Here is a 20,260-nt window from a genome sequence, read left to right on the forward strand (position 1 = left end):
CGGCTGTATGCGGCGACCCGCCCTCCGTGTCGTTCTCGCCACTCTGCTCCTGGTAACCGGCGTCGCCGGGGGCGTCCTCGCCGGAGCCGCGCCGGTCGACGCGCGGCCGGGGTCCGTCGCGAGCGCGGGTGCACTCGCGTCCGAACCCGTCGATCCGAGCGTAAACACCGTCGGTTCAGGCGCGAACGCGATTGGTTCGGGCGCGAGCGCCGTGGATCCGGGTGCGGACCCGAGCCAGCTGTCGACGACGAACGTGACCCCCGAGACGGAGTTCCGGATCGACCTCCAGTCGACGCGCGAGGCGGACTGGACCGTCGTCGTTCGGTACGAGCTGACGAACGACAACGAGACGACGGCGTTCGAACGCGTGGCGGCGCGCTTCGAGTCCGGGGAGGTCGGACCGTCCGCGGATCTGTACGTCAACCTCGCCGCGGGCGCCGCCGAGGCGTCGGGACGCGAGATGGAGATCATGGACGTCGAACGCGAGGCCGCCATCGATCGCGGGATCGAGATCGCCGGCGAGGAGGGCGCGGTCGGCGAGCTCCGCCTCTCGTTCACCTGGACCGAGTTCCTCCGCGAGGAGGGCGACCAGCTCGTCCTCGACGATGCCTTCCGAACCGCCGACGGCGAGACGTGGCTCCAGTCGCTCGGAACGAACCAGCGGATGGTGATCCAGCCGCCCGAGGGCTATCAGGTCGACTCGTTTCCGGGCATCGGCCTCTCGCTCGACGACCGGGCCGTGGTGATCGAGGGGCCGCGAACGTTCGAGCCGGACGACGACATCGTGGTCGTCTACACGCCGACGACACAGCCCGTCACGGGGCCGCCGTGGTTCGCCCTCGCGGCGGCGGTGATCGTCGGATCGATCGCCATCGCGGGCGGGCTGTGGGCCTATCGGCGAACCGACGAGTCGGGGCCGTCGATCGACGTCCCGATCGGGAACTCGGGATCGAACGCCTCGACCGACGGAAACGACGCCTCGGAGACTCGGGGCGGATCGGGGACCCAAGCCGGGAGCGAAACAGGGTCCGGAAACGGCTCCGGGACGGAGGACGCTGCGTCGACGGAGCGGACGGGGACGTCGGAGCCGAGTCCCGGAACGGACGGCACGGGAACGGAGAGCGCACCCGAAGGGGTTGGCGCCTCGGCCGAACGGGAGAGGACAACCGGCGATTCGGGAGTTGACGGTGAATCGGACGTCGGGGACGGCGAGGAAACGGCAGGGGACGAACCGGACGACTCCGAGGGGACCGCCGAGCCGGACCCCTCGCTGCTGTCGGATGAGGAACGGGTCGAGCGGCTGCTCGAGGACAGCGGCGGACGGATGCGACAGGCGGCCATCGTCGAGGAGACCGGCTGGTCCGACGCGAAGGTCTCCCAGCTCCTCTCGGCGATGGCCGAGGCGGAACGCGTCGAGAAGCTCCGGCTCGGGCGCGAGAACCTCATCTCGCTTCCGGATCACACGCCCGATGAAGGCGGAGAGGGTGGTCCGAAGGGGGAGGATGATCCGAACGGAGAGAACGATCCGAACGAAGAGGGTAGTCCGAGCGGAGAGGATGGAGACTGACGGGGCATCGCCAAAGGACGCGGACGGCTTTCGAAAACCCTTACTCGCGGTCGGTGGTAGCGATCCACGATGAAGGTTCTCGTGACCGTAAAGGAGGTCGGCGAGGTCGGCGACGACTTCGCGATCGAGGGGACCCGGATCGCCGAGGGCGACCTCGAGTACGGGATCAACGAGTGGGACGAGTACGCGCTCGAGGCCGGCGCGCGACTGGCCGAGGAGGACGTCGCGGAGGAGGTCGTCACGGCCACGATCGGGCCGGAACGCGCCGAGGAGACGATCCGCACCGCGCTGGCGAAGGGCGCCGACCGCGCGGTTCGCGTCTTCGACGACGCGCTCCGCGACGCCTTCCTCGACGTCGAGACCCGCGTCGATCTCCTCGAGGCGGTCGTCGAGAGCGAGGAGCCGGACCTGATCCTCTCCGGCGTTCAAGCGAGCGATACGGCCTTCGGGGCGACCGGCGTCGCGCTCGCAGAGCGGATCGGCTATCGGCACGCGGCGGTCGTGAACGACCTCGAGGTGGACGCTGACGCCGGAACGGCGAACGTTCGACGGGAACTCGAGGGCGGGATCGAGGAGGTCGCGACGGTCGATCTTCCGGCCGTCCTGACCGTGCAGACGGGGCTGAACGAGCCGAGATACGCCAGCCTGCGCGGGATTCGACAGGCGCAACGCAAGGAGATCGACGTCCGAACGCTCGACGATCTGGGCCTCTCCGAGGCCGACGTCGAGGGGGCGTTGACGCTCTCGAGCATGTACGAGCCGGAAAGCGACTCCGAGGCGGAACTCATCGAGGGCGACTCCGGCGAGGCCGCGACTCGGCTTGCCGAGGTCCTCCGTGATCGGGGGGTGGACGCCTGATGACCGCCGCCGTCCTCGCCATCGCGGAACATCGCCGCGGCGATCTTCGCGACGTCTCCTACGAGCTCGTGACTGCAGGACGCGAACTGGCCGACGCGATCGGCGGCGAGCTCCACGTCGCGGTCATCTCGGGGGCGACGGAGGAGTTCGCCGAGGCGCTCGATCGCGAGGGCGTCGACGCGATCCACGCCGTGGAGAACGGCGAGGAGTTCGACCACGGCGTCTACGCGCGGGCGGTCGAGACCCTCCACGGGGAACTCGACCCGACGGCGCTTCTCGTTCCCAACTCCGTCAACGGGCTCGATTACGCGCCCGCGGTCGCCGAGCGTCTCGACCTCCCGCTCGTGACCGACGCGATCGACTTCGCCTACGACGACGGACTCACCGTCACCCGCGAGATGTACGGCTCGAAGGTCGAGACGACCGTCGAGGTGACAGGCGATCGGTTCGCCGTCACCGTCCGCGGCGGCGAGTGGCCGGCCGCGGGAGGGACCGGCGACGCGAGGGTCGAGACGACCACCGTCGACGCCGAGGCGGGCGACTCCGGCGTTCGCGTCCGGGGCTACGAGGAGATCGCCGCCGGCGACGTCGACATCACGGAGGCCGACGTGCTCGTCTCCGTGGGCCGGGGGATCGGCGAGGAGGAGAACCTGGAGTTGATACGGGATCTGGCGGACGCGCTCGGCGCCACGGTCTCGGCCTCGCGGCCGATCGTCGACAACGGCTGGCTCCCGAAGAACCGCCAGGTCGGCCAGTCCGGGGCGGTCGTCACGCCCGATGTGTACGTCGCGATCGGCATCTCCGGGGCCGTCCAGCACGTCGCCGGCATGAAGGGCGCGGAGACGATCGTCGCGATCAACACCGACCCGAACGCGCCGATCTTCGACGTCGCGGACTACGGGATCGTCGGCGACCTCTTCGAGGTGGTTCCGGCGCTGATCGAGGGGTTCGAGTAGGCCCGATCGCCCGGGGTGGGAACGGTTCCTACCCGCCGCGTTCGCGCAGCCGATCGATCCGATCCCCGAGCGGCGGCTGCACCTCGAAGGCCGTCCGCCACCCGCCGCGTTCCGGCTCCACGCCGCGGCGGTCGGCCGCGCGCTCGAAGGCGTCTGCCAGCCGGTCGGCGCCGACGCGATCGGCCGCGCGGGCGTCGGCGGCGTACTGGATCCGCCGTCCGGCCCAAAGCGAGACGAGCCCGACCGCGAGGAGCGCGGTGAACCCGTCGTCGAAGGGGACGAGCGTGAGGACGATCGCGGCGAGGATCGACACCACTCCGGCCACCGAGACGGCCCGAAATTCGCCGTAATACGTATCGAGGCGGGCGACCTCGGCCGCGAACAACGCCTCGACGGTGATTTCATCGAGGGTGTGTCCATCGATGTCAGTCGCGTCTCGATCGCTTTCTCCGTCGACGCCGAGCACGTCCGGCGTCACGAACAACACGCGTCGTCCGGGCGGGCCGCGGACCGTGATCTCCGGGCTTCGGGTCGTCTCCTCGATGACGGCGACGGCCGACACGTCGAGTCCGACCGCCTCGCGAAGCTCCGCGAGGCGATCGCGCTCCGCGGGCGTCGGCTCGCGGGTCGCGAGGAAGCGATCGGCCGCGATGAGCGGGCCGACGGTTGCCGCGAGCATCGCGAGGACGGCGACGAGGGGGACGAGCGCGATCCGGAGCATTCAGAACTTCTCCAGGAGGTCCTCGTAGAACGCGCCGCCGCGCTCGCCGGAGAGCTTCTCGACGATGAGCTCCGGGGTGGACCGGGCGAGGTGGTCCTTCTGTGGCGACCGATTCACCCGCAGTTCGCCGTCCTCGAGTCCGGTGGCCTCGATACCGTCGACGGCGACCGGGAAGTCGGCCGCCTCGCGGATCTCCCGGGCGAGGTGGGAGACGAAGACCGCGGTCGCCGCCTGGTCCTCGAGCGCCTCGAGGATGCCGGCGATGATCTTCGCGGAGGCGCCGGGTTCCGTGATCGACTCCAGCTCGTCGACCAGCACGAGCCGGCCGTCCGCGCCCTCGACGAGGTCGCCGAACTCCCGAAGCGTCGCCTCGAAGGCGCCGGCGTCGAGGGTCCCCTGGGACTTCGCGTAGTAGTGGATCTCCTCGAAGCGCTCGAGGCGGGCCTCGGCGGCCGGAACGGGCATACCCATCTGGGCGAGGATCGCAACGAGCGCGACGAGATCGAGCGTCGACGTCTTGCCGCCGGAGTTGACCCCCGAAAGCAGCGTCGCGCCACTCACCGCGTAATCGACCGGCTCCGCATCCGCGTAGGAGACGTCGAGGAGCGGCGATCGCCCCTCGACGATCCGAAAGCCGCGATCGCGATCGAACGTCGGAAGCGTGCAGTCGAAATCGCGGGCGAATCGGGAGACTGCGAGTTCGACGTCGAGTTCGAGCGCGTCGCGGACGAGATCGTCGGCCGGATCGGAAAGCTCCGAGAGGTCCTCGGCCAGATCGGCTTTGAGCGTCGCCGCACGCTGGTCGCGAGCCGTCGAGAGTTCGTTTCGAAGGCGGGAGACCGTCTCCTCGTCGTGTTCGACCGGAAACGTGGGATCCCCCTCGGGGAAGACGCGCTTTGCGATCTCCGCCTCGCCGGGGTCGAGCCGCAACGCGGAGACGACGTGATCGCGTGCCCGCTCGAGGGCGGCGTCGTACTCGTCGGCGAGTTCGCGCGAGAGCAGCGAGTCGACGCGGGCGCCCTGTTCGACGAGCGAGAGGAAGTCCTGTCCCTCGATGGTGACGTCCCGCTCGCGGATCGCCTGACGGAGGTGGTCGTTCGCGACCGACTCGGCGGTGCCCACGGCCGCATCGAGGTCGTCGACCGCGGTCGCGAGCCGGTCGAACTCGTCGTCGCCGATCACGGTTCCGTCGTCGTCGACCCGCGAGAGCGCGTCCCGGAGCGCCTCGAGGTCACACGGCGGGTCGACGTCGGCGGCCTCGTGGACCGCCGCGGCCGCGAGGAGCCGGTCCCGGTTCGTCGCGAATCGGGCGAGGAGGCGCTCGGGAACGGTCTCGGCGGGCGTCTCGAGGGCGTCCGGACGGACCCGGACGTCGCCGTGGACGTCGAGGCCCGCGAAGGACTCGTCGAGGACGATCACGGTGGCGTACGACCGCGCGAGCTCGGAGAGGTCGCGGACGTCCTCGGCGGTTTCGACGGAGAGTTCGGGCATCGCCGCCTCGGCCTCGGCGTAGCGTTCGGCGTCGGCGGTCGCCAGACATCGCTCGCGGACGCGGACCGTTCCCGGCGACTCCATCGGCTCGACGCCGGAGAGCGCCTCGAGGACCGCCGGGTCCGGTTCGCGCTCCATCGCGTCCGCGACGAACGAGCGGACCTCCTCGATCCGCGACCGGGACGCGGAGGGGTAGAACGTCTCGAGGCGCGTCTCGGCGTAGTCGGTGACCGCCCGGTCCTTGAGCAGGCCGATCACGTCGCGATAGAGTTCGCGTGCGCGATCGGTCGCGAGCACGCGCCCGTCGTCGCCGTGGCGGTCGCGAACCGCCCCGCGGGCGATCTGGACGGCCCGGCCGTGGGTGATCCCGGACGCGCTCGCGATCGCGGCGACGTCGCCGCGGCGAAGCGCGGCCTCCGGATCGTCCAGCTCGTGGAGGGCGTCGGCCGTCTTGGCGCCGACGCCGGGGATCGCCTCCAGTTCCATCACCCCGGGTTCTTTCGGGAACGGTCAAAAGGGTGCGGGTCGCGGGGCGGGGGCCAACCCGAAGTCGACCATGAGTAGAGAACGCGACCACCTCCGATCGACGAACACGACGACGCCCTTTTTCTCCCTCGGGTGTAACGGACGGTCATGGACACGGTTACGGACGCCGGGCGGTCGGCGGGAACGCCGGACGCGTCGGTCGAACTCGACCGCGAGGCGCTTTCGGCGTCGCTGGAACGGAAGGTCGACCTCCTCCGGGAGTCCCTCTCGGAGTGCGGTGAAGTGTTGATCGCCTTCTCCGGCGGCGTCGACTCGTCCGTGGTCGCGGCGCTCGCGCGTGACGCCCTCGGGGAGGACGCCGTCGCCTGCACCGCCAAAAGCGAGACGCTTCCGGCCGCGGAGCTGGAGGACTCCGTCGAGGTGGCTACCGAGATCGGGATCCGCCACGAGATCGTCGAGTTCTCCGAACTGGACGATCCGGAGTTCGTGGCCAACGACGGCGATCGGTGTTACCACTGCCGAACGATGCGGCTGGGCCGGATGTACGAGAAGGCGACCGAGATGGGGATCGACACGGTCTGTGACGGGACGAACGCCTCGGATCCGGGCGAGGGGCATCGCCCCGGCCTGCGCGCGGTCGAGGAGCTTTCGGTCCGGTCTCCCCTCCTGACACACGACGTCGATAAATCCGAGGTGCGGCAGATAGCCGAGGCCTACGGCCTCTCCGTGGCGGACAAGCCGTCGATGGCCTGTCTCTCCTCGCGGATCCCCACCGGACTGGAGGTCACGGAGGAGCGTCTCTCGCGCGTCGAGAAGGCCGAGCGCCTGCTGCGGGAGTGGGGCTTCTCGCAGTTCCGCGTCCGCGATCACGACGGGCTCGCGCGCATCGAGATCGCGACTGAGGAGCTCGAGGACGCCCTCGATCCGGAGTTCGCCCGCGCCGCCACCGAACACCTCGAGGACGTCGGTTTCGACCACGTTACCCTCGATCTCGCCGGCTACCGGACCGGCAGCGTGAGTCCCGGCGACGAGGAGGAGCCCGAAGGCGGGAACTCAGACGACGACGGGGACGCGGATCGTGACGTCGCAGGCGGGCTCGATCTCGGCAAGGAGTACCCGCGGGGAAGCTGACGAAGTGGCGACCCGGTCGCTATTTGGCGACGTCCGGTCGCTATTCCTCTTTTTCGCCGTCGTCGCGTGCCTCGTTCGGGAGCGACCCGGGATCGGCGTCGGAGCCGTAGCGGGAGTCGTCGCGCTCGAAGGCGTACAGCGCCGGCCCCATCACGAGGATGATCAGGGTGCCCGGGATCGGGATGGTCGGGACGAAGACCGGGAGCGTGAGCCCCACGGCCACGGTGACGAAGACGAATCCGGCCCAAAGCGGTGCCCGCGCGATCCCGAGGCGGTCGGCGTCCCAGTAGACCGCGATCGCGGCCGCCGCGGCGAGGAGGACTCCGGAACCGGCGACGATCGGAGCGAGAGCCATATCGGAGGGTCGATCCGGCGGGCGAAAAGCGTTCCGTGACGACCGGGCGACGCCGAAGGAGACGATCGGCCGATCAGGGCTACTCCTCGTCGGAGTTGCCGCCGGGCTCCGGCTCCGGCTCGGTGACGGCGGCCGCCAGATCGTCAGCGGAGACCTCCAGTCCCTGCCGGGAGAAGAAGGCGGCCACGTTCCGGCAGTCGCGCTCGAGGAACGTCCGGGCGTTCGGGTGGTGAACCGTCACGGCCTGTCCGAGGTCGATGACCACCAGCTCGCCGTCGTGAACGATCAGGTTGTACTCGGAGAGGTCGCCGTGGATCAGCCCGACCCGATAGAGCCGACGCATGTACTCGCGGACGACCTCGAAGGCGGTCTCGGGGTTCTCGACGGTCACCTCCGAGAGCCGGCGCGCGCGGTCGTCGGCGTGGCCGACGAGCTCCATCACGAGCGCGTTTCGCTGGACGGCGATCGGTTCGGGGACGCGGACGCCGGCGTCGTACGCGCGCCGGAGGTTGGCGAACTCCTTTCGGGTCCAGGCGAGCACGGTCGCCTTCTTGTCGGAGGCGATCCCCTCGAACCGCGGATCGCCCTCGAGATACTCGCGCATCTGGGTGAAGTTCGAGGAGTTGATCCGGTAGATCTTCACCGCGACCTCCTGGCTTTCGTCCTCGCCGAACGCCTCGAAGACGTTGGCCTCCTTGCCCGTCGAGACGGGTCCGCCGAAGGCGGTTATGTAGCCGTCCTGGACGAGCTTGTAGATCGCGGCGAGCGTGGCGTCGTCGAAGACCGACCCGTCGAGTTTGAACTGGTCGGCGTCCTTGAGCCGCTTGCGGAACTCGCTGAACTCCCGATCCTGGCGGCGGGCGATCCGGTCCGCCTCGGTATCGGAGACGTCGAGCTCCTCCCACTCGTCGCCCGGATCGTCGGCGGGCTCGAGCAGGTCGAACTCCTCTGTCATTCCTCGGAACTTCGAGACCGAGGCGTAAAAGCCCGGCTGTTGGTCCGTCCGGCGATCCTCGCGTTCTCGAGGGCGTCGGCCTGGTCGACCGGGAGGACTTTATCGCTCGCCGTCGGAGGTGTCGCCAACATGTCCCGACTCGTCTCCACGGGCGTCGACGGTTTGGACGCGATCCTCGGCGGTGGAATCACCCCACAGTCGACAGTTCTCGTCTCCGGGAACCCGGGAACCGGAAAGAGCCTCCTCGGGATCCAGTATCTCTACACCGGCGTCCGGGAGTTCGACGAGCGGGGCGTCTACATCTCCTTCGAGGAGGACGCGGAGGACATCCGCGCCGCGGCGGAGTCGATCGGCTTCGAGTCGTTCGACGAGTACGTCGACGACGGCCGGATCGTCGTCCTCGACAAGCGGCAGCTGCTCGGCGACGGCGACCTCTCGGAGACGATCGATCGGATCCTGGAGACGGTCGGCGACGGCGGATTCGACCGACTGGTGCTCGACTCCCTGTCGATGTTCAAACTCTTCTTCGAGAACGAACGCGAGGAGCGGACCTACCTGTTGAAGTTCTCGGACATCCTCAAGGAGAACGGCCTCACGTCGCTTCTGATAAACGAGCAGGGCGCCGTCTTTCCGGACACCGAGATCGGCTTGGAGAACTTCCTCACCGACGGCAACGTCTACCTCATCCAGACGCCGACGGATTCGGGCGTCAACAGGTACCTCTGGGTGGCGAAGATGCGCAAACAGGACATCGACACGGACATCTATCCCCTGGAGATCGACGAGGGAGGACTCGTCGTCCACGACCAGGCCGGCGGGTTCACGATGATGGATAACTCGGAGACGCCGTTTTGAGCGGGAGCGAACGCGTTGAAGGGTCGAACGCGCAGGGAGGGGACGAAACTACCGAGGTCACGCGTTCGAGAGGTTGCGCCACACCTCGTCGAGGCGGTTCGTGACCGCCGACCGCTCCTCGAGGTCGACGTCGACTCCGTCGGCGAACTCGACGGAAACGCGCTCGACGCGGCGCCGGTAGACGTTTATTCGGCGACGATCCTCCGAGAGCGGCCGGTCGTGTAACTCGAGGAGGTCGGCCTCCTGCAGCTCGTCGATCCGCCGGTAGCACGTCGCGATCGGGACGTCGAGCTCGTCGCTCAGCTCCTGGGCAGACTTGGGATCGTCGGCCGCAGCGAGGATATCCGTGTTGTACTTGTTCCCGAGCACCTCGATCAGGTCGTCCCCCGACATTCAACGGTCTCAATATTGATTCCGCCCTTGTAAAGGTACGCACTTCGAAACGTAGGCGGTCACGTCGGGGGCGAGCCGATCCACGCCACGACGGGTCGATCGGCGACGAGAACGGGTGATTCGTCGGAAAGCGACGTTATTATCGGTGATATTTTGATCCGTAGTTTTATGTGTCCGATCGAGTCACGTCCCGTATGCAACCGATGGAGGGTCTATACCTGTTGGCCACCGCGGGGCTCGTCGTCGCGGGGCTGACGATGGTGGCCCTCGCGCTTCGGGCCTACCAGGAGACCGAGCGGCGTGCGATGATCCACCTGTCGATCGGGTTCGCGCTCATCGTCGCGGCGGCGATCGCCACCTCCGTGAGCGCGTTCGTGACCGACTTCACCGGCACGAGGTCGCTTTTGACGGTCAACAGCGGACTCACCGGCGTCGGGTTCAGCTTCGTGGTCTACAGCCTCATCACCTACCGGTGACTCGTCGATCGGATTCGACCGCGTCCCGCCGGAACCCGCTGCGTTTGAGATCTCCGAGTTCTCGAGGCCTCATGCCGCGCATTAGGGCGTTGCTGTAGAGCGTACGCTCGCGAGCCGATCGAGGGGGCGTCGAAGGCGGGTATCCTCGATGGAGTTCGAAGAGTGAGAGGCAGATATCAGAGTCGATAACTCCGCCCGAGGAAATAGTTGTTTTGATGACACCATATGCCGAGCGATCGGGGTCAAAAACGCAGGACGCAAGTCCATTATCAGAACAAATATTTTGAGACGAGTTTTTATGTACGGTGTTTTCGTCTGCCGGAGTATGTCCGTGGCGACCCCACGGGCGCACCACACGAAACCATGTTCGAACGAATCACAGAGGACGACGAAAGGGGTCAGGTGGGGATCGGCACCCTCATCGTGTTCATCGCGATGGTGCTCGTGGCGGCGATCGCCGCGGGCGTGCTCATCAACACCGCCGGCTTCCTCCAGACGCAGTCCGAAAACACGGGCGAGGAGAGTACCAGTCAAGTCACCGATCGCCTGCAGGTCGTGAGCACGATCGGCGCGATCGGAAACGACGAGATCACCACGATCGACATGAGCTCGACGAAGAGCCCCGGCTCGAACGACATCGACCTCACGGAGGTCACGATCGACCTCATCGCCGACAGCGGGTCGATCACTCTGACTCACAGCGACAGTACGAGCAGCACGGAGTTCACCACACAAGCCGTGGACGGGAGCGGAAACATCGTCACCGACGAAAACGACCTCCACAAGGTCACCCTCGATCTGCAAGCGATCTCGGAGGTCGGTGGTGACGGCTCCACCGGCCTCGCGGAGGGTGGCACCCTCGAACTCCGGATAACGACCGCCTCCGGCGCGACGACCACCGTCGAGATACGCGCGCCCGACTCGTTATCGGGCAAGAGCGCCGTCTCGCTGTAGCGTCCGTCCAAATCCTTCGTCGCTCGTTTTTTATACTAACTCGCCGATGATGAGCATGAGCGTACACAACACATGAGCGACGACGGCCCCGCCTTCGATCCCGACGACCTCGACTTCACCGACGACGAGCGGGTCGAGGAGATCGACGACGGACGGTACGTGGTCTCCGCGGGAAGTGGCCCCCCGCGAGTGCCGAGCGATGCGGAGCGGCTGGCGGAGCTGCTGGGGGAATCGACCGAATCCGAACAGGCCGAGCGAACGGCGGAAACCGAATCCGAACAGGCCGATCGAACGACGGAAACCGACACGGATACGGGGGGATCGGCGGATTCGCGAACGGATACGGGACGAGGGCGCGGGCCGACGTCGCGAATCGGCACCCGATCATCCGACGCCGGAACCTCGAGCCCACAGGAGCCGGAGAGCGGGACTCCCAAACGGTCCAGATCACGGAGCGAGCGGAGACCGATCTCCTCTCGGGACGTGAGCCGCTGGCTGGCGGCCTCCTTCGAGGACGACGGCTTCGAGTTCGGCTTCGACGCGACGCTTTCGGTCGGCGACGAGGTGGTACGCCACCGGATGGTCTCCGGGGACGTCTCCGCGACCTTCGAGACGCTTTTGACCTGGTTCACCCGAAACGCGGCCGGCGAGGCGCCGATCGACGAGGCGCTCGGCATCCTCATCGCGGCCTCGGAGACCCCCGTCCAGTTCCCGCGCGGGACCCTTGATCGATACGTGGAACGCCACGGGCTGACGCGCGAGGACTCGATCGGCGACCTCCTGGCGGTCGCGGAGGCCCACGGCGGCCTCCGGATCGAGACGTCGAGCGACGGAGAATCCGATGAAAGTGACGACGGGGCGGACGCCCGAACCGGGAACCCGAGAAGGCGGACGGACGAAAGCGGGCAACCCACGCGAGAGGGCCGAGGAAACGAGAGGAACCGTCGATCCGATCGGGATCGCGCGCCGCGAGGGACGGACTCGCGAGGGACGGACTCGCGAGGGACGTCACCAAAAAGCTCGAGGGACGACGAGGGCGGAGACGCCGGAGCGTGGAACTGGATCGGCGAGGATCCGGATGGATGACGTTCGGTAAATATCTGTTTCAGTGACACGTCGATCCGGCTGCCGCCGGGGATTGATCATTCAGCCATCACGATAGTTATCAGCGATGATACTGAAGTGGATACATTAAAGTGCGACTCGGTAGTTCGCCAGGATAATGGCGCTCGAAACATCGATCTGGACCCTCTCGACGGTCGGAGGCACCGTCGTGGGGCTGATCGGGGCGGGGCTTCTGGACAGGTTCCGCGACGACGAGCCCAGCGACGACGACAGTAGCGATCCGCTGGCCGACGACGGCGGGTTCGCCGGCGGTGGCCTCGAAGACGAACTCGGCGGTAGCGGGGGGTTCGGCGGTGGCGATGGGGCCGGGGGGATGGGGGGAGAATCGGACGCGCTCGGCGGCTTGGAGGGGGACGCCGCCGAGGGGGGAATGGGGGGATCACTCGAGGGAAGCGGCGGCGGTGCCAGGGAACTCGAACGTCGCGTCGAGGAGATCGAGGAGGATCTCGAGTCGCTCTCCTCGACCGTCTCGACCGTTCGATCGGAGAACGACGAGATCGACGAGACGGTGGGGGAGATCGAGGAGGACATCCGCAACCTGCTGGGGATCTACGAGATGGTCACCCAGGGCGTGAACCCGTTCGTCGACGAGACTGACGCCTTCGGCGGCGGAGGCGGCTTCGACGGCGGCGGGAGCGACGCGGCACTCGGCCTGTTCGATCGGGACACAGGGGAGGATTCCGGCGATTCCGAAGGGGCCTTCGACGATCCGGATGCGGATTCAATGCTGAACACCGAGCCCGACGCCGACGAGGAGCCGGTCGATCCGATCCTCGAAAGCACGATCGACGAGGCCGACGAACGTCGAGAGGGCGCATCCGAGTCCAACGATCCGCCGAAGGGGGGACGTGACTTCAGCGACCTGAAAGAGGAGTTCGACGCCGAGGACGACCACACCCCGGCCTCGAGCGGCGAGTCGGTGCATATGAGTACCGGGTCGGTCTCCGCGTCGGAACCGGGGGACGTTCCCGAGAGGGAGCACGAGGGTTCCCACGAGCCGGCCGACGAGAGCCCGACCGGTCGAGGTGAGAACGCGGAGCGTGCCGCGGGGTACGGTCCCGATCGAAGGGGGACGGAAGGGTTCGACGACGGGTTCGAGTACGTCGACGCCGACGAGCTCCAGCCCGGACGTCGCGAGCCGTATCTCCGGTCGCTGCCCGCCGAGCACGTGTGTGACCTCCTGGTGATGGAGTGGTTGGAGTACCTCGTCGAGACCGCGGACGTGACGGACGCGGCGCGCGCGATCCGTTATTACGAGCGGATCGACTGGATCTCGGAGTCCGTCGCGGAACAGCTTCGCGCGTTCCTCTCGGGATTCGGCCAGGTCGACAGAAACGAGGTGATCCGACCCGGTACGGCGGTCCTCGAGAGGAGCCACCACACGCGGAGCCTGCAGTACGTCCTCCGACTCGCCGACACGGACTCCCGGGACGTGCTGTTGGACCGGTGGGAGGATCTGACGGAGCGACAGCTGCTCGACCTGGGGAATTCGCGTATCCCGACCGCCGAGGAGGGGGAGAACGGGACGGGGACCCGATCGGAAACGGGACCTGAACCCGGACGCGAGGGGGGGCGAAACGCGCAATCACGGCCGCGCTCCCGGGGGGGATCGTCTGAGGGAGGACAAAACGGCGACCGTCGCGGGCGATCCGGCGATGGATCTCGAGGCCGGCCCGAGCGTCGAAATCCGGATCGAAGCGGCGACCGGAACGCTCGAGGCCGCGAGAACCGACACGACGGTCGGACGGGCCGATCGGACACGCGTTCGCTGTCTCCGCGTTCGGGGGGACGGGGAACGAACGCGGGAGAAGACGTGAGGGGAACACGGAACGAGGAGCGAACCGACGGCGTGGCCGACCGGGAGACCGGACGGCCGTTCTCGGGGAGGTTCCCGGATGGGCGTTAGCGTCTCGGCGTCCACGGCGATCATCGTCGCCGGGCTCTTCGTGGCGTTCGGGACGCTGTATCCGGTCGCCTCGAACGGTTTCGACCGCGTGAGCGACGCTGGATCGGAGGTCAACGAACGCGCCCTCGAGCGGGAGAACACCGACGTTGAGTTCGTGAACGCGACATACGACGGGTCGACGCTGAACGTCACCGTCGAGAACGGGGGGGCACGAACCGTCTCGGTGCCGAGGACGTCGCTCGTCGTCGACAACGAGTACGTCACCACGAGCGACGAGGAGACCATCGTCTACGATCCCGAGACCACCGATCCGGCGAACGGATCGACGTCGACCGAGCTGTGGCTACCCGAGGAGCGACTGCGGTTTTCGGTCCCGGCCGACGACCCCGAGACCGCGCTCGTCGCCACCGAGGAGGGGCTGCAGGTCCGTGGAACGGTGGTGGCCGCATAGATGGCGAGCGTCTCCATTTCCCACATGATCATCTTCATCGCGAGTTTGGTGATCGCCGCGGGAGTCGTCGGGACGGTGACCTCCGGCGTCGACCAGGTCAACGCCGCGATCGAGGACGGCAGCGCCGACGTCGCGACGGACATGCGGACCGACGTGACGATCGTCTCCGACGCGGGCAGCGACGCCGTCTACGACTCGAGCGAGGGAACCCTCTCGCTGCTCGTGAAGAACACGGGGACACACCGGCTCGCTCCCGACGGGTCGGGCGTGGTGATCGTCGTCGACGGACGGTTCATCACGCACGATTCGATCGAGACGACGTTGTACTCGGGATCGGGAACGACCTGGGCCCGCGGCGACGTGATGGCCTTCGCGATCGACGTCGATCTCGATGCAGGGGATCACCGGATCGCGATGACCGTGAACGGTGACGAGGAAGTCTTCGAGTTCCGGTACGACGGGGGGAGCTGAACGATGTCGCGCGACAACCTGCTCTCGCTCGGGCTCGACGATCACGACCGGGTGAACATGGAGCTCGGCGGGGGGATCCCGCGGGGAAGCATCGTGTTGATGGAAGGCGATTACGGCGCCGGGAAGTCGGCGCTCTCCCAGCGGTTCTGCCACGGGCTGCTCTCGGAGGGTGCGAGCGTGACGATGCTCTCGACGGAACTGACCATCCGCGGGTTCATCGACCAGATGCACTCGCTGTCCTACGACGTCGTCCGCCCGCTTTTGAACGAGGAGCTGCTGTTCTTGCACGCGGACTTCAACTCCGGCGGCGCGTTCTCGGAGGGCTCCGGCGAGCGGATGCAGCTTCTGAGCCGGCTGATGAACGCGGAGGTGATGTGGAACACGGACGTGATATTCATCGACACGTTCGATTCGATCCTCCGCAACGACCCGACCTTCGAGTCGCTCATTCGGAAGAACGAGGAGCGACAGGCGGCCCTGGAGATCATCTCGTTTTTCCGCGACGTCATCTCGCGAGGAAAGGTGATCGTGTTGACGATCGATCCCTCGGCGATCGACGAGGACGCGATCGGACCGTTTCGGGCGATCGCGGACGTCTACCTGCAACTCGAGATGATCGAGGTCGGAAGCGAGGTCCGCAGACAGATAAGCGTAAAGCGCTTTGCGGGGATGGGCGAACAGGTCGGCGACACGATCGGCTACTCCGTTCGGTCGGGGATCGGCGTGGTGGTCGAGAGCCGGAGCGTCGCATGAACACATGAACGAAAACGAGTCGGGCGGGAGAGTGGGATCGACGTGACCGAACAGGGAACCGCTCGCCCGTCGTCGGAACTCGTGGAGGTGGCAAATCGACGACCGCACCTCCACCGACACCTCCGGCAGTTCAGACAGATCACCGGCGAGTTTCCACAGCTGATCGAGGAGGCGAAAGACGAGTACGAGTCGGAGCGGCCGAACGTCCTCTACCCGGTCGGCGGGCCGATCTTCTGTCACATCTACGGCGACCTCGGCCAGGAGACGAAGTACTACGCGATCGAGCCGGAGCTGTCCGGCGCGGAGGCGGAGACGCTGCAGTCCGTCAGGGACGAGCTGCTCACCGCCTCCGGGGAGTACCGAACGCCGGAGACGACCGAGGAGTACACGAAGCTCATCGACACGCTGTTGGACGACGTGACGACGATCGACGACGGGAACGGGGGCCGCCTCGGGTCCGTCCGGCGCGCGTTGAACTGGGGAAAGCTGTCCGTCACGCCCGAGACCTACGAGAGCATCCGGTACCGGCTCACCCGCGACATCGTCGGCTACGGGCCGCTCGAACCCGTGATGCGCGATCCGGCGAACGAGGACATCCACGTCATCGGCCCCCACGAGTGTCACGTCGACCACGGCGTCTTCGGGATGCTGGAGACGACGGTCGACTTCGGCACCAGGGCGGAGTTCGACAACTGGCTTCGAAACATGGGCGAGCGGATCGGCGATCCGGTCTCCGATGCCGACCCGATCGTCGACTCGACGCTGCCGGACGGCTCGCGGATCAACATCATCTACTCCGACGACGTCTCGATCAAGGGGTCCTCGTTGACGATCCGTCAGGGCCAGGAGACGCCGCTTTCGGTGAATCAGATCACCGACTGGGGGACGCTCTCGCCGGAGCTGGCCGCCTACCTGTGGCTGTGTCTCGAGAACGAACAGACCGTCTTCGTCGTCGGCGAGACGGCCTCCGGAAAGACGACGACGCTCAACGCCGTCCTCTCGTACATCCCTCGCGACTCGAAGATATACACCGCCGAGGACACGGCGGAGGTGATCCCGCCGCACAACACCTGGCAACAGCTGTTGACGCGGGAAGGCGGCGGGGAGGGCTCCGTCGACGTCGACATGTTCGATCTGGTCGCGGCGGCGCTTCGGTCGCGACCGGACTACATCATCGTCGGCGAGGTTCGGGGCGCGGAGGGACGGATGGCGTTCCAGGCGGCCCAGACGGGCCACCCCGTGATGTTGACCTTCCACGCGAGCGACATCGTCTCGATGATCCAGCGGTTCACCTCCGATCCGATCAACGTCCCGGAGACGTTCATGGACAACGCCGACGTCGCGCTCTTCCAGAACCGGGTGAAACAGGGCGACGAGGTGTTACGCCGCGTGACGAGCGTCCAGGAGATCGAGGGCTACTCCAAGGAGATGGACGGGGTCATCACCCGGGAGGTGTTCAACTGGGACCCCGTCGAGGACCGGATCGTCTTCCAGGGAATGAACAACTCCTACGTCCTCGAAGAGCAAATCGCGACGCTTCTCGGCTACGCCGACACCCGTCGTATCTACGACGACCTGCAGTTTCGTGCGAACCTGACGGAGCGGATGATCGATGAGGGGATCGTGGGATACCACGAGGTCAACGAGACGATCACGGCGTTCCAACGCGACGGGATCGAGGGGCTTCCCTTCGAGATGAGTCGATAGCGGTCCGTCGACTCGCCGTAGACGAGGTCGACGAAGGAGGAGATGAGGACGACGGAGGCGGGAACGGGGACGACCGGACGCGAACGAACGCGAAACACGAAGGAGACACACCATGTCGATCAAGGGAACCGAAACCGGGATCGCGGGGCTCATCTCGCTCGTCTCCGAGCTGCTGGAGTCGTTCGACAGGCTGGACATCAGCAAACGGCAGTACGTGGGCTACGTCCTGCTTCCGGCGTCGACGTTCCTGGCGGTCACCGTCGGCGTCGCGCTCGTCGTCTCTCTTCCGCTTTCGGTCAAGCTTCCGATCGTCGGGATCGGTCTGCTCGTGTTCGCGTCGGCGGTGGGATACCCGAAGCTGTACCTCAACAGCCGCAGGTCACACATCGACAACCAGCTCCATCTGGTCATGACCCACATGACGGTGCTTTCGACCACGAACATCGACCGGATGGAGGTGTTCCGGACGCTCGCGCGCGAGGAGGAGTACGGCGTCGCCGCCGAGGAGATCGGCCGCGTGGTCCACCTCGTCGACACGTGGAACCAGAGCCTCGACGACGCGTGTCGCCGCCGCGCCAAGCGCGTGCCCTCGAAGATGCTCGCCGACTTCTTCGAGCGACTGGGCTACACGATCGGCGCCGGACAGCCGCTCGAGGAGTTCCTGCTGTCCGAACAGGACGTGATGTTGACGAACTACGAGACCCTGTACGAGTCCGCGCTTGCGAACCTGGAGGTGATGAAGGATCTGTACATGTCGATGATCCTCTCGATGACGTTCGCGCTCGTCTTCGCCGTCGTCCTCCCGATCCTGACGGGAACGGATCCGACGATGACCGTGGTGGCCGTGATCGTCCTGTTCGTGCTCGTACAGTCCGGGTTCTACGTGGTCATCCGGTCGATGACGCCCTACGATCCGATCTGGTACCATCCGGAGAACGGCGCGCCCGGAGACGTACGGCTCTACGGCGCCCTGGCGCTCGGCGGGGTCGGATCGCTTTTGCTCATCGCCGTGACCGGCGGCGGAATCGTCGGCGTCGGGCCGGGGCTTCCGGGACTGCTGTGGTTTTTGAACCCAGTTCCGCTGCCGTTGTACGTCTGTGTTCCGCTCACGCCGCTTTTGTTCACCGGCGTGATCTTGCGTCGCGAGGAGACCGCGATAAGCGCTCGAGACGAGGAGTTCCCCTCGTTCATCAGGGCGCTCGGCGCGACCGAGAGCGCGAAGCAGTCGACGACGACGAAGGTGTTGGAGTCGCTGCGCGAGAAGGACTTCGGGGCGCTTTCGCCGGCCATCGAGCGCCTCTATCGGCGCCTCAGCGTTCGCATCGAGCCGGAGGGCGCCTGGAGGCGGTTCGCGATCGACACGCGGTCGTATCTGATCCAGAAGTTCTCGGAGATGTACCTGATCGGCCGCCGGATGGGCGGCGATCCCAAACAGCTCGGCGAGTTGATCTCCGCGAACATGAACGCCGTGATCCAGCTTCGCGAGCAGCGCCGCCAGTCGGCCGTGACCCTCATCGGTCTCGTCTACGGGATCACGGCGGCCTCCACGTTCGCCTTCTTCATCGGCCTGGAGGTCGTTTCGATCCTCGCGGACCTCTCCGCCGATCTCGACGTCGACGAGATGGACTTCGGACAGATCATCTACGCGGGCGTCTACGACATCCCGGTCATCGAGTTCCTGCTTTTGACGATCGTCCTGTTCAACGCGGTCGTCTCCTCGCTCATGATCCGGACGATCGACGGCGGCAACCCCGCGAACGGGTACATCCACTTCGTGACGTTGACGTGGGTCGGCTGTCTGACCGCCATCATCACGCGCACGCTCGTAAACGACATCCTCGCGATCTGAGTGTTCCTCACGAACGGAGTGCTCCTCCACGAACGGAGTGCTCCTCACGAACGGAGCGCTCGAAACGGCAAACCGATCCGCCGGCCGTCAGGTTCGGAATCGCCCACGAGAGGGACGCACACGGCGACTACACGAGAACACCCTTAAACGGATCCACGGACAACGGGACGTATGCGACACGTAACGATTCCGCAGGACCGGATCGGCGTCCTCATCGGCGAGGGCGGCGAGACGTTGCGCGAGGTGGAAGACCGGGCGGACGTCCGACTCGACGTCGACTCGGAGACGGGCTCCGTGGCGATCGACTCGACGGGCGATCCGGTCTCCGCGATGATCGCGCCGGACATCGTCCGCGCGATCGGTCGGGGATTCACCCCCGACGTCGCCCTCTCGCTTCTCGATCACGACCTCCGACGCTTCGAGTTAGTCGATCTGGCCGACCACACCCGAAACGACAACGACCTGCAGCGACAGAAGGGACGGATCATCGGCGAAAACGGCCGAACGCGCGAGCTGATGGAGGAACTGACGGGCGCCGAAGTCGTCGTCTACGGAACGACCGTCGGCGTGATCGGCGGTCCCGAGGAGGTCTCGGCCGTTCGACGGGCGGTCGGAATGTTGCTCGACGGCGCACCCCACGGCGCGGTCTACTCCTTCCTGGAGCGGAAGTCGAACGAGCTTGGCGACGACGTCGGGTTCTCCGCCCCGAAGTGACTCGCCCGGGGACGCGAAATCCGAATATGCGGCGCCGAACCCGGAGATACGACGTCGAATTAGTTTATAAACACACCCTATGACAT

At 66.6% G+C, this 20,260-nt stretch carries 20 protein-coding genes; 15 read left to right on the forward strand and 5 right to left on the reverse strand.

The window, feature by feature from the left end:
• Positions 1-7: 7 nt before the first annotated feature.
• The 3 genes from ACZ5YD_RS07625 (at position 8) to ACZ5YD_RS07635 (ending at position 3,381) form a co-directional block, all read left to right on the forward strand.
• On the forward strand, positions 8-1,567 hold the full coding sequence (locus ACZ5YD_RS07625) for a DUF7345 domain-containing protein (protein WP_379739147.1): 1,560 nt from the start codon (positions 8-10) through the stop codon (positions 1,565-1,567).
• A 69-nt stretch (positions 1,568-1,636) separates the two neighbouring features.
• The gene (locus tag ACZ5YD_RS07630) at positions 1,637-2,425 is read left to right on the forward strand and encodes an electron transfer flavoprotein subunit beta/FixA family protein (RefSeq protein ID WP_379739150.1); all 789 of its coding nucleotides are present in this window, start codon (positions 1,637-1,639) and stop codon (positions 2,423-2,425) included.
• On the forward strand, positions 2,425-3,381 hold the full coding sequence (locus ACZ5YD_RS07635) for an electron transfer flavoprotein subunit alpha/FixB family protein (RefSeq protein WP_379739153.1): 957 nt from the start codon (positions 2,425-2,427) through the stop codon (positions 3,379-3,381). The genes ACZ5YD_RS07630 and ACZ5YD_RS07635 overlap by 1 nt, the downstream gene beginning before the upstream one ends.
• Before the next feature lie 28 nt (positions 3,382-3,409).
• Here ACZ5YD_RS07635 and ACZ5YD_RS07640 read toward each other — a convergent pair whose 3' ends face one another.
• Positions 3,410-4,102 (reverse strand): peptidase, encoded by a 693-nt coding sequence (locus ACZ5YD_RS07640; RefSeq protein WP_379739156.1) that lies wholly within the window; start codon positions 4,100-4,102, stop codon positions 3,410-3,412.
• The gene (locus ACZ5YD_RS07645; RefSeq protein WP_379739160.1) at positions 4,103-6,079 is read right to left on the reverse strand and encodes a MutS-related protein; all 1,977 of its coding nucleotides are present in this window, start codon (positions 6,077-6,079) and stop codon (positions 4,103-4,105) included.
• A 147-nt stretch (positions 6,080-6,226) separates the two neighbouring features.
• Between ACZ5YD_RS07645 and larE the strand changes: the two genes are divergently transcribed.
• Complete coding sequence (larE, locus tag ACZ5YD_RS07650) at positions 6,227-7,210, forward strand: ATP-dependent sacrificial sulfur transferase LarE (RefSeq protein WP_379739163.1); 984 nt, start codon at positions 6,227-6,229, stop codon at positions 7,208-7,210.
• A 40-nt stretch (positions 7,211-7,250) separates the two neighbouring features.
• Here larE and ACZ5YD_RS07655 read toward each other — a convergent pair whose 3' ends face one another.
• Both ACZ5YD_RS07655 and rio1 read right to left on the reverse strand, forming a co-directional pair.
• On the reverse strand, positions 7,251-7,565 hold the full coding sequence (locus ACZ5YD_RS07655) for a hypothetical protein (protein WP_379739166.1): 315 nt from the start codon (positions 7,563-7,565) through the stop codon (positions 7,251-7,253).
• 79 nt (positions 7,566-7,644) lie between these two features.
• The gene (gene rio1, locus ACZ5YD_RS07660; RefSeq protein WP_379739170.1) at positions 7,645-8,520 is read right to left on the reverse strand and encodes a serine/threonine-protein kinase Rio1; all 876 of its coding nucleotides are present in this window, start codon (positions 8,518-8,520) and stop codon (positions 7,645-7,647) included.
• A 129-nt stretch (positions 8,521-8,649) separates the two neighbouring features.
• On the opposite strand from rio1, the gene ACZ5YD_RS07665 reads away from it, so the two are divergent.
• A complete protein-coding gene (locus ACZ5YD_RS07665; RefSeq protein WP_379739173.1) occupies positions 8,650-9,375 on the forward strand; it encodes an RAD55 family ATPase in 726 nt (241 codons plus the stop codon).
• A gap of 57 nt (positions 9,376-9,432) precedes the next feature.
• Here ACZ5YD_RS07665 and ACZ5YD_RS07670 read toward each other — a convergent pair whose 3' ends face one another.
• Positions 9,433-9,768 (reverse strand): winged helix-turn-helix domain-containing protein, encoded by a 336-nt coding sequence (locus ACZ5YD_RS07670; RefSeq protein ID WP_379739176.1) that lies wholly within the window; start codon positions 9,766-9,768, stop codon positions 9,433-9,435.
• Positions 9,769-9,962: 194 nt separating this feature from the next.
• On the opposite strand from ACZ5YD_RS07670, the gene ACZ5YD_RS07675 reads away from it, so the two are divergent.
• From ACZ5YD_RS07675 to ACZ5YD_RS07720, 10 genes are all read left to right on the forward strand, one after another.
• Positions 9,963-10,244 carry a DUF7521 family protein gene (locus tag ACZ5YD_RS07675; protein WP_379739179.1) on the forward strand — a complete coding sequence of 94 codons (282 nt, stop codon included), beginning with the start codon at positions 9,963-9,965 and terminating at the stop codon, positions 10,242-10,244.
• A 363-nt stretch (positions 10,245-10,607) separates the two neighbouring features.
• Entirely contained in the window at positions 10,608-11,198 is a 591-nt protein-coding gene (locus ACZ5YD_RS07680; protein WP_379739182.1) for an archaellin/type IV pilin N-terminal domain-containing protein, read from the forward strand.
• A 72-nt stretch (positions 11,199-11,270) separates the two neighbouring features.
• A complete protein-coding gene (locus ACZ5YD_RS07685) occupies positions 11,271-12,284 on the forward strand; it encodes a DUF7500 family protein (protein ID WP_379739186.1) in 1,014 nt (337 codons plus the stop codon).
• Between the two features lie 136 nt (positions 12,285-12,420).
• Positions 12,421-14,229, forward strand: coding sequence for a FlaD/FlaE family flagellar protein (locus ACZ5YD_RS07690; protein WP_379739189.1), 1,809 nt, complete (start codon positions 12,421-12,423; stop codon positions 14,227-14,229).
• Entirely contained in the window at positions 14,219-14,680 is a 462-nt protein-coding gene (gene arlF / locus ACZ5YD_RS07695; RefSeq protein WP_379739192.1) for an archaellum stator protein ArlF, read from the forward strand. The genes ACZ5YD_RS07690 and arlF overlap by 11 nt, the downstream gene beginning before the upstream one ends.
• Positions 14,681-15,151 carry an archaellum stator protein ArlG gene (gene arlG, locus ACZ5YD_RS07700; protein ID WP_379739195.1) on the forward strand — a complete coding sequence of 157 codons (471 nt, stop codon included), beginning with the start codon at positions 14,681-14,683 and terminating at the stop codon, positions 15,149-15,151.
• A 3-nt stretch (positions 15,152-15,154) separates the two neighbouring features.
• Entirely contained in the window at positions 15,155-15,904 is a 750-nt protein-coding gene (gene arlH, locus ACZ5YD_RS07705; RefSeq protein ID WP_379739198.1) for an archaellum protein ArlH, read from the forward strand.
• A 42-nt stretch (positions 15,905-15,946) separates the two neighbouring features.
• Entirely contained in the window at positions 15,947-17,611 is a 1,665-nt protein-coding gene (locus tag ACZ5YD_RS07710) for a type II/IV secretion system ATPase subunit (protein WP_379739202.1), read from the forward strand.
• Positions 17,612-17,723: 112 nt separating this feature from the next.
• Positions 17,724-19,460: an archaellar assembly protein FlaJ gene (flaJ, locus tag ACZ5YD_RS07715; RefSeq protein ID WP_379739205.1), complete on the forward strand. Its 1,737-nt coding sequence runs from the start codon at positions 17,724-17,726 to the stop codon at positions 19,458-19,460.
• Between the two features lie 171 nt (positions 19,461-19,631).
• Positions 19,632-20,174: a KH domain-containing protein gene (locus ACZ5YD_RS07720; protein ID WP_379739208.1), complete on the forward strand. Its 543-nt coding sequence runs from the start codon at positions 19,632-19,634 to the stop codon at positions 20,172-20,174.
• The last annotated feature ends 86 nt before the right edge of the window (positions 20,175-20,260 follow it).

This window comes from Halopenitus salinus (genome assembly GCF_055397165.1).

Coding starts and splice junctions, on each gene's coding strand:
- ACZ5YD_RS07625 (WP_379739147.1), top strand. CDS start 8: ATGCGGCGACCCGCCCTCCGTGTCGTTCTCGCCACTCTGCTCCTGGTA.
- ACZ5YD_RS07630 (WP_379739150.1), top strand. CDS start 1,637: ATGAAGGTTCTCGTGACCGTAAAGGAGGTCGGCGAGGTCGGCGACGAC.
- ACZ5YD_RS07635 (WP_379739153.1), top strand. CDS start 2,425: ATGACCGCCGCCGTCCTCGCCATCGCGGAACATCGCCGCGGCGATCTT.
- ACZ5YD_RS07640 (WP_379739156.1), bottom strand. CDS start 4,102: ATGCTCCGGATCGCGCTCGTCCCCCTCGTCGCCGTCCTCGCGATGCTC.
- ACZ5YD_RS07645 (WP_379739160.1), bottom strand. CDS start 6,079: ATGGAACTGGAGGCGATCCCCGGCGTCGGCGCCAAGACGGCCGACGCC.
- larE (WP_379739163.1), top strand. CDS start 6,227: ATGGACACGGTTACGGACGCCGGGCGGTCGGCGGGAACGCCGGACGCG.
- ACZ5YD_RS07655 (WP_379739166.1), bottom strand. CDS start 7,565: ATGGCTCTCGCTCCGATCGTCGCCGGTTCCGGAGTCCTCCTCGCCGCG.
- rio1 (WP_379739170.1), bottom strand. CDS start 8,520: ATGACAGAGGAGTTCGACCTGCTCGAGCCCGCCGACGATCCGGGCGAC.
- ACZ5YD_RS07665 (WP_379739173.1), top strand. CDS start 8,650: ATGTCCCGACTCGTCTCCACGGGCGTCGACGGTTTGGACGCGATCCTC.
- ACZ5YD_RS07670 (WP_379739176.1), bottom strand. CDS start 9,768: ATGTCGGGGGACGACCTGATCGAGGTGCTCGGGAACAAGTACAACACG.
- ACZ5YD_RS07675 (WP_379739179.1), top strand. CDS start 9,963: ATGCAACCGATGGAGGGTCTATACCTGTTGGCCACCGCGGGGCTCGTC.
- ACZ5YD_RS07680 (WP_379739182.1), top strand. CDS start 10,608: ATGTTCGAACGAATCACAGAGGACGACGAAAGGGGTCAGGTGGGGATC.
- ACZ5YD_RS07685 (WP_379739186.1), top strand. CDS start 11,271: ATGAGCGACGACGGCCCCGCCTTCGATCCCGACGACCTCGACTTCACC.
- ACZ5YD_RS07690 (WP_379739189.1), top strand. CDS start 12,421: ATGGCGCTCGAAACATCGATCTGGACCCTCTCGACGGTCGGAGGCACC.
- arlF (WP_379739192.1), top strand. CDS start 14,219: ATGGGCGTTAGCGTCTCGGCGTCCACGGCGATCATCGTCGCCGGGCTC.
- arlG (WP_379739195.1), top strand. CDS start 14,681: ATGGCGAGCGTCTCCATTTCCCACATGATCATCTTCATCGCGAGTTTG.
- arlH (WP_379739198.1), top strand. CDS start 15,155: ATGTCGCGCGACAACCTGCTCTCGCTCGGGCTCGACGATCACGACCGG.
- flaJ (WP_379739205.1), top strand. CDS start 17,724: ATGTCGATCAAGGGAACCGAAACCGGGATCGCGGGGCTCATCTCGCTC.
- ACZ5YD_RS07720 (WP_379739208.1), top strand. CDS start 19,632: ATGCGACACGTAACGATTCCGCAGGACCGGATCGGCGTCCTCATCGGC.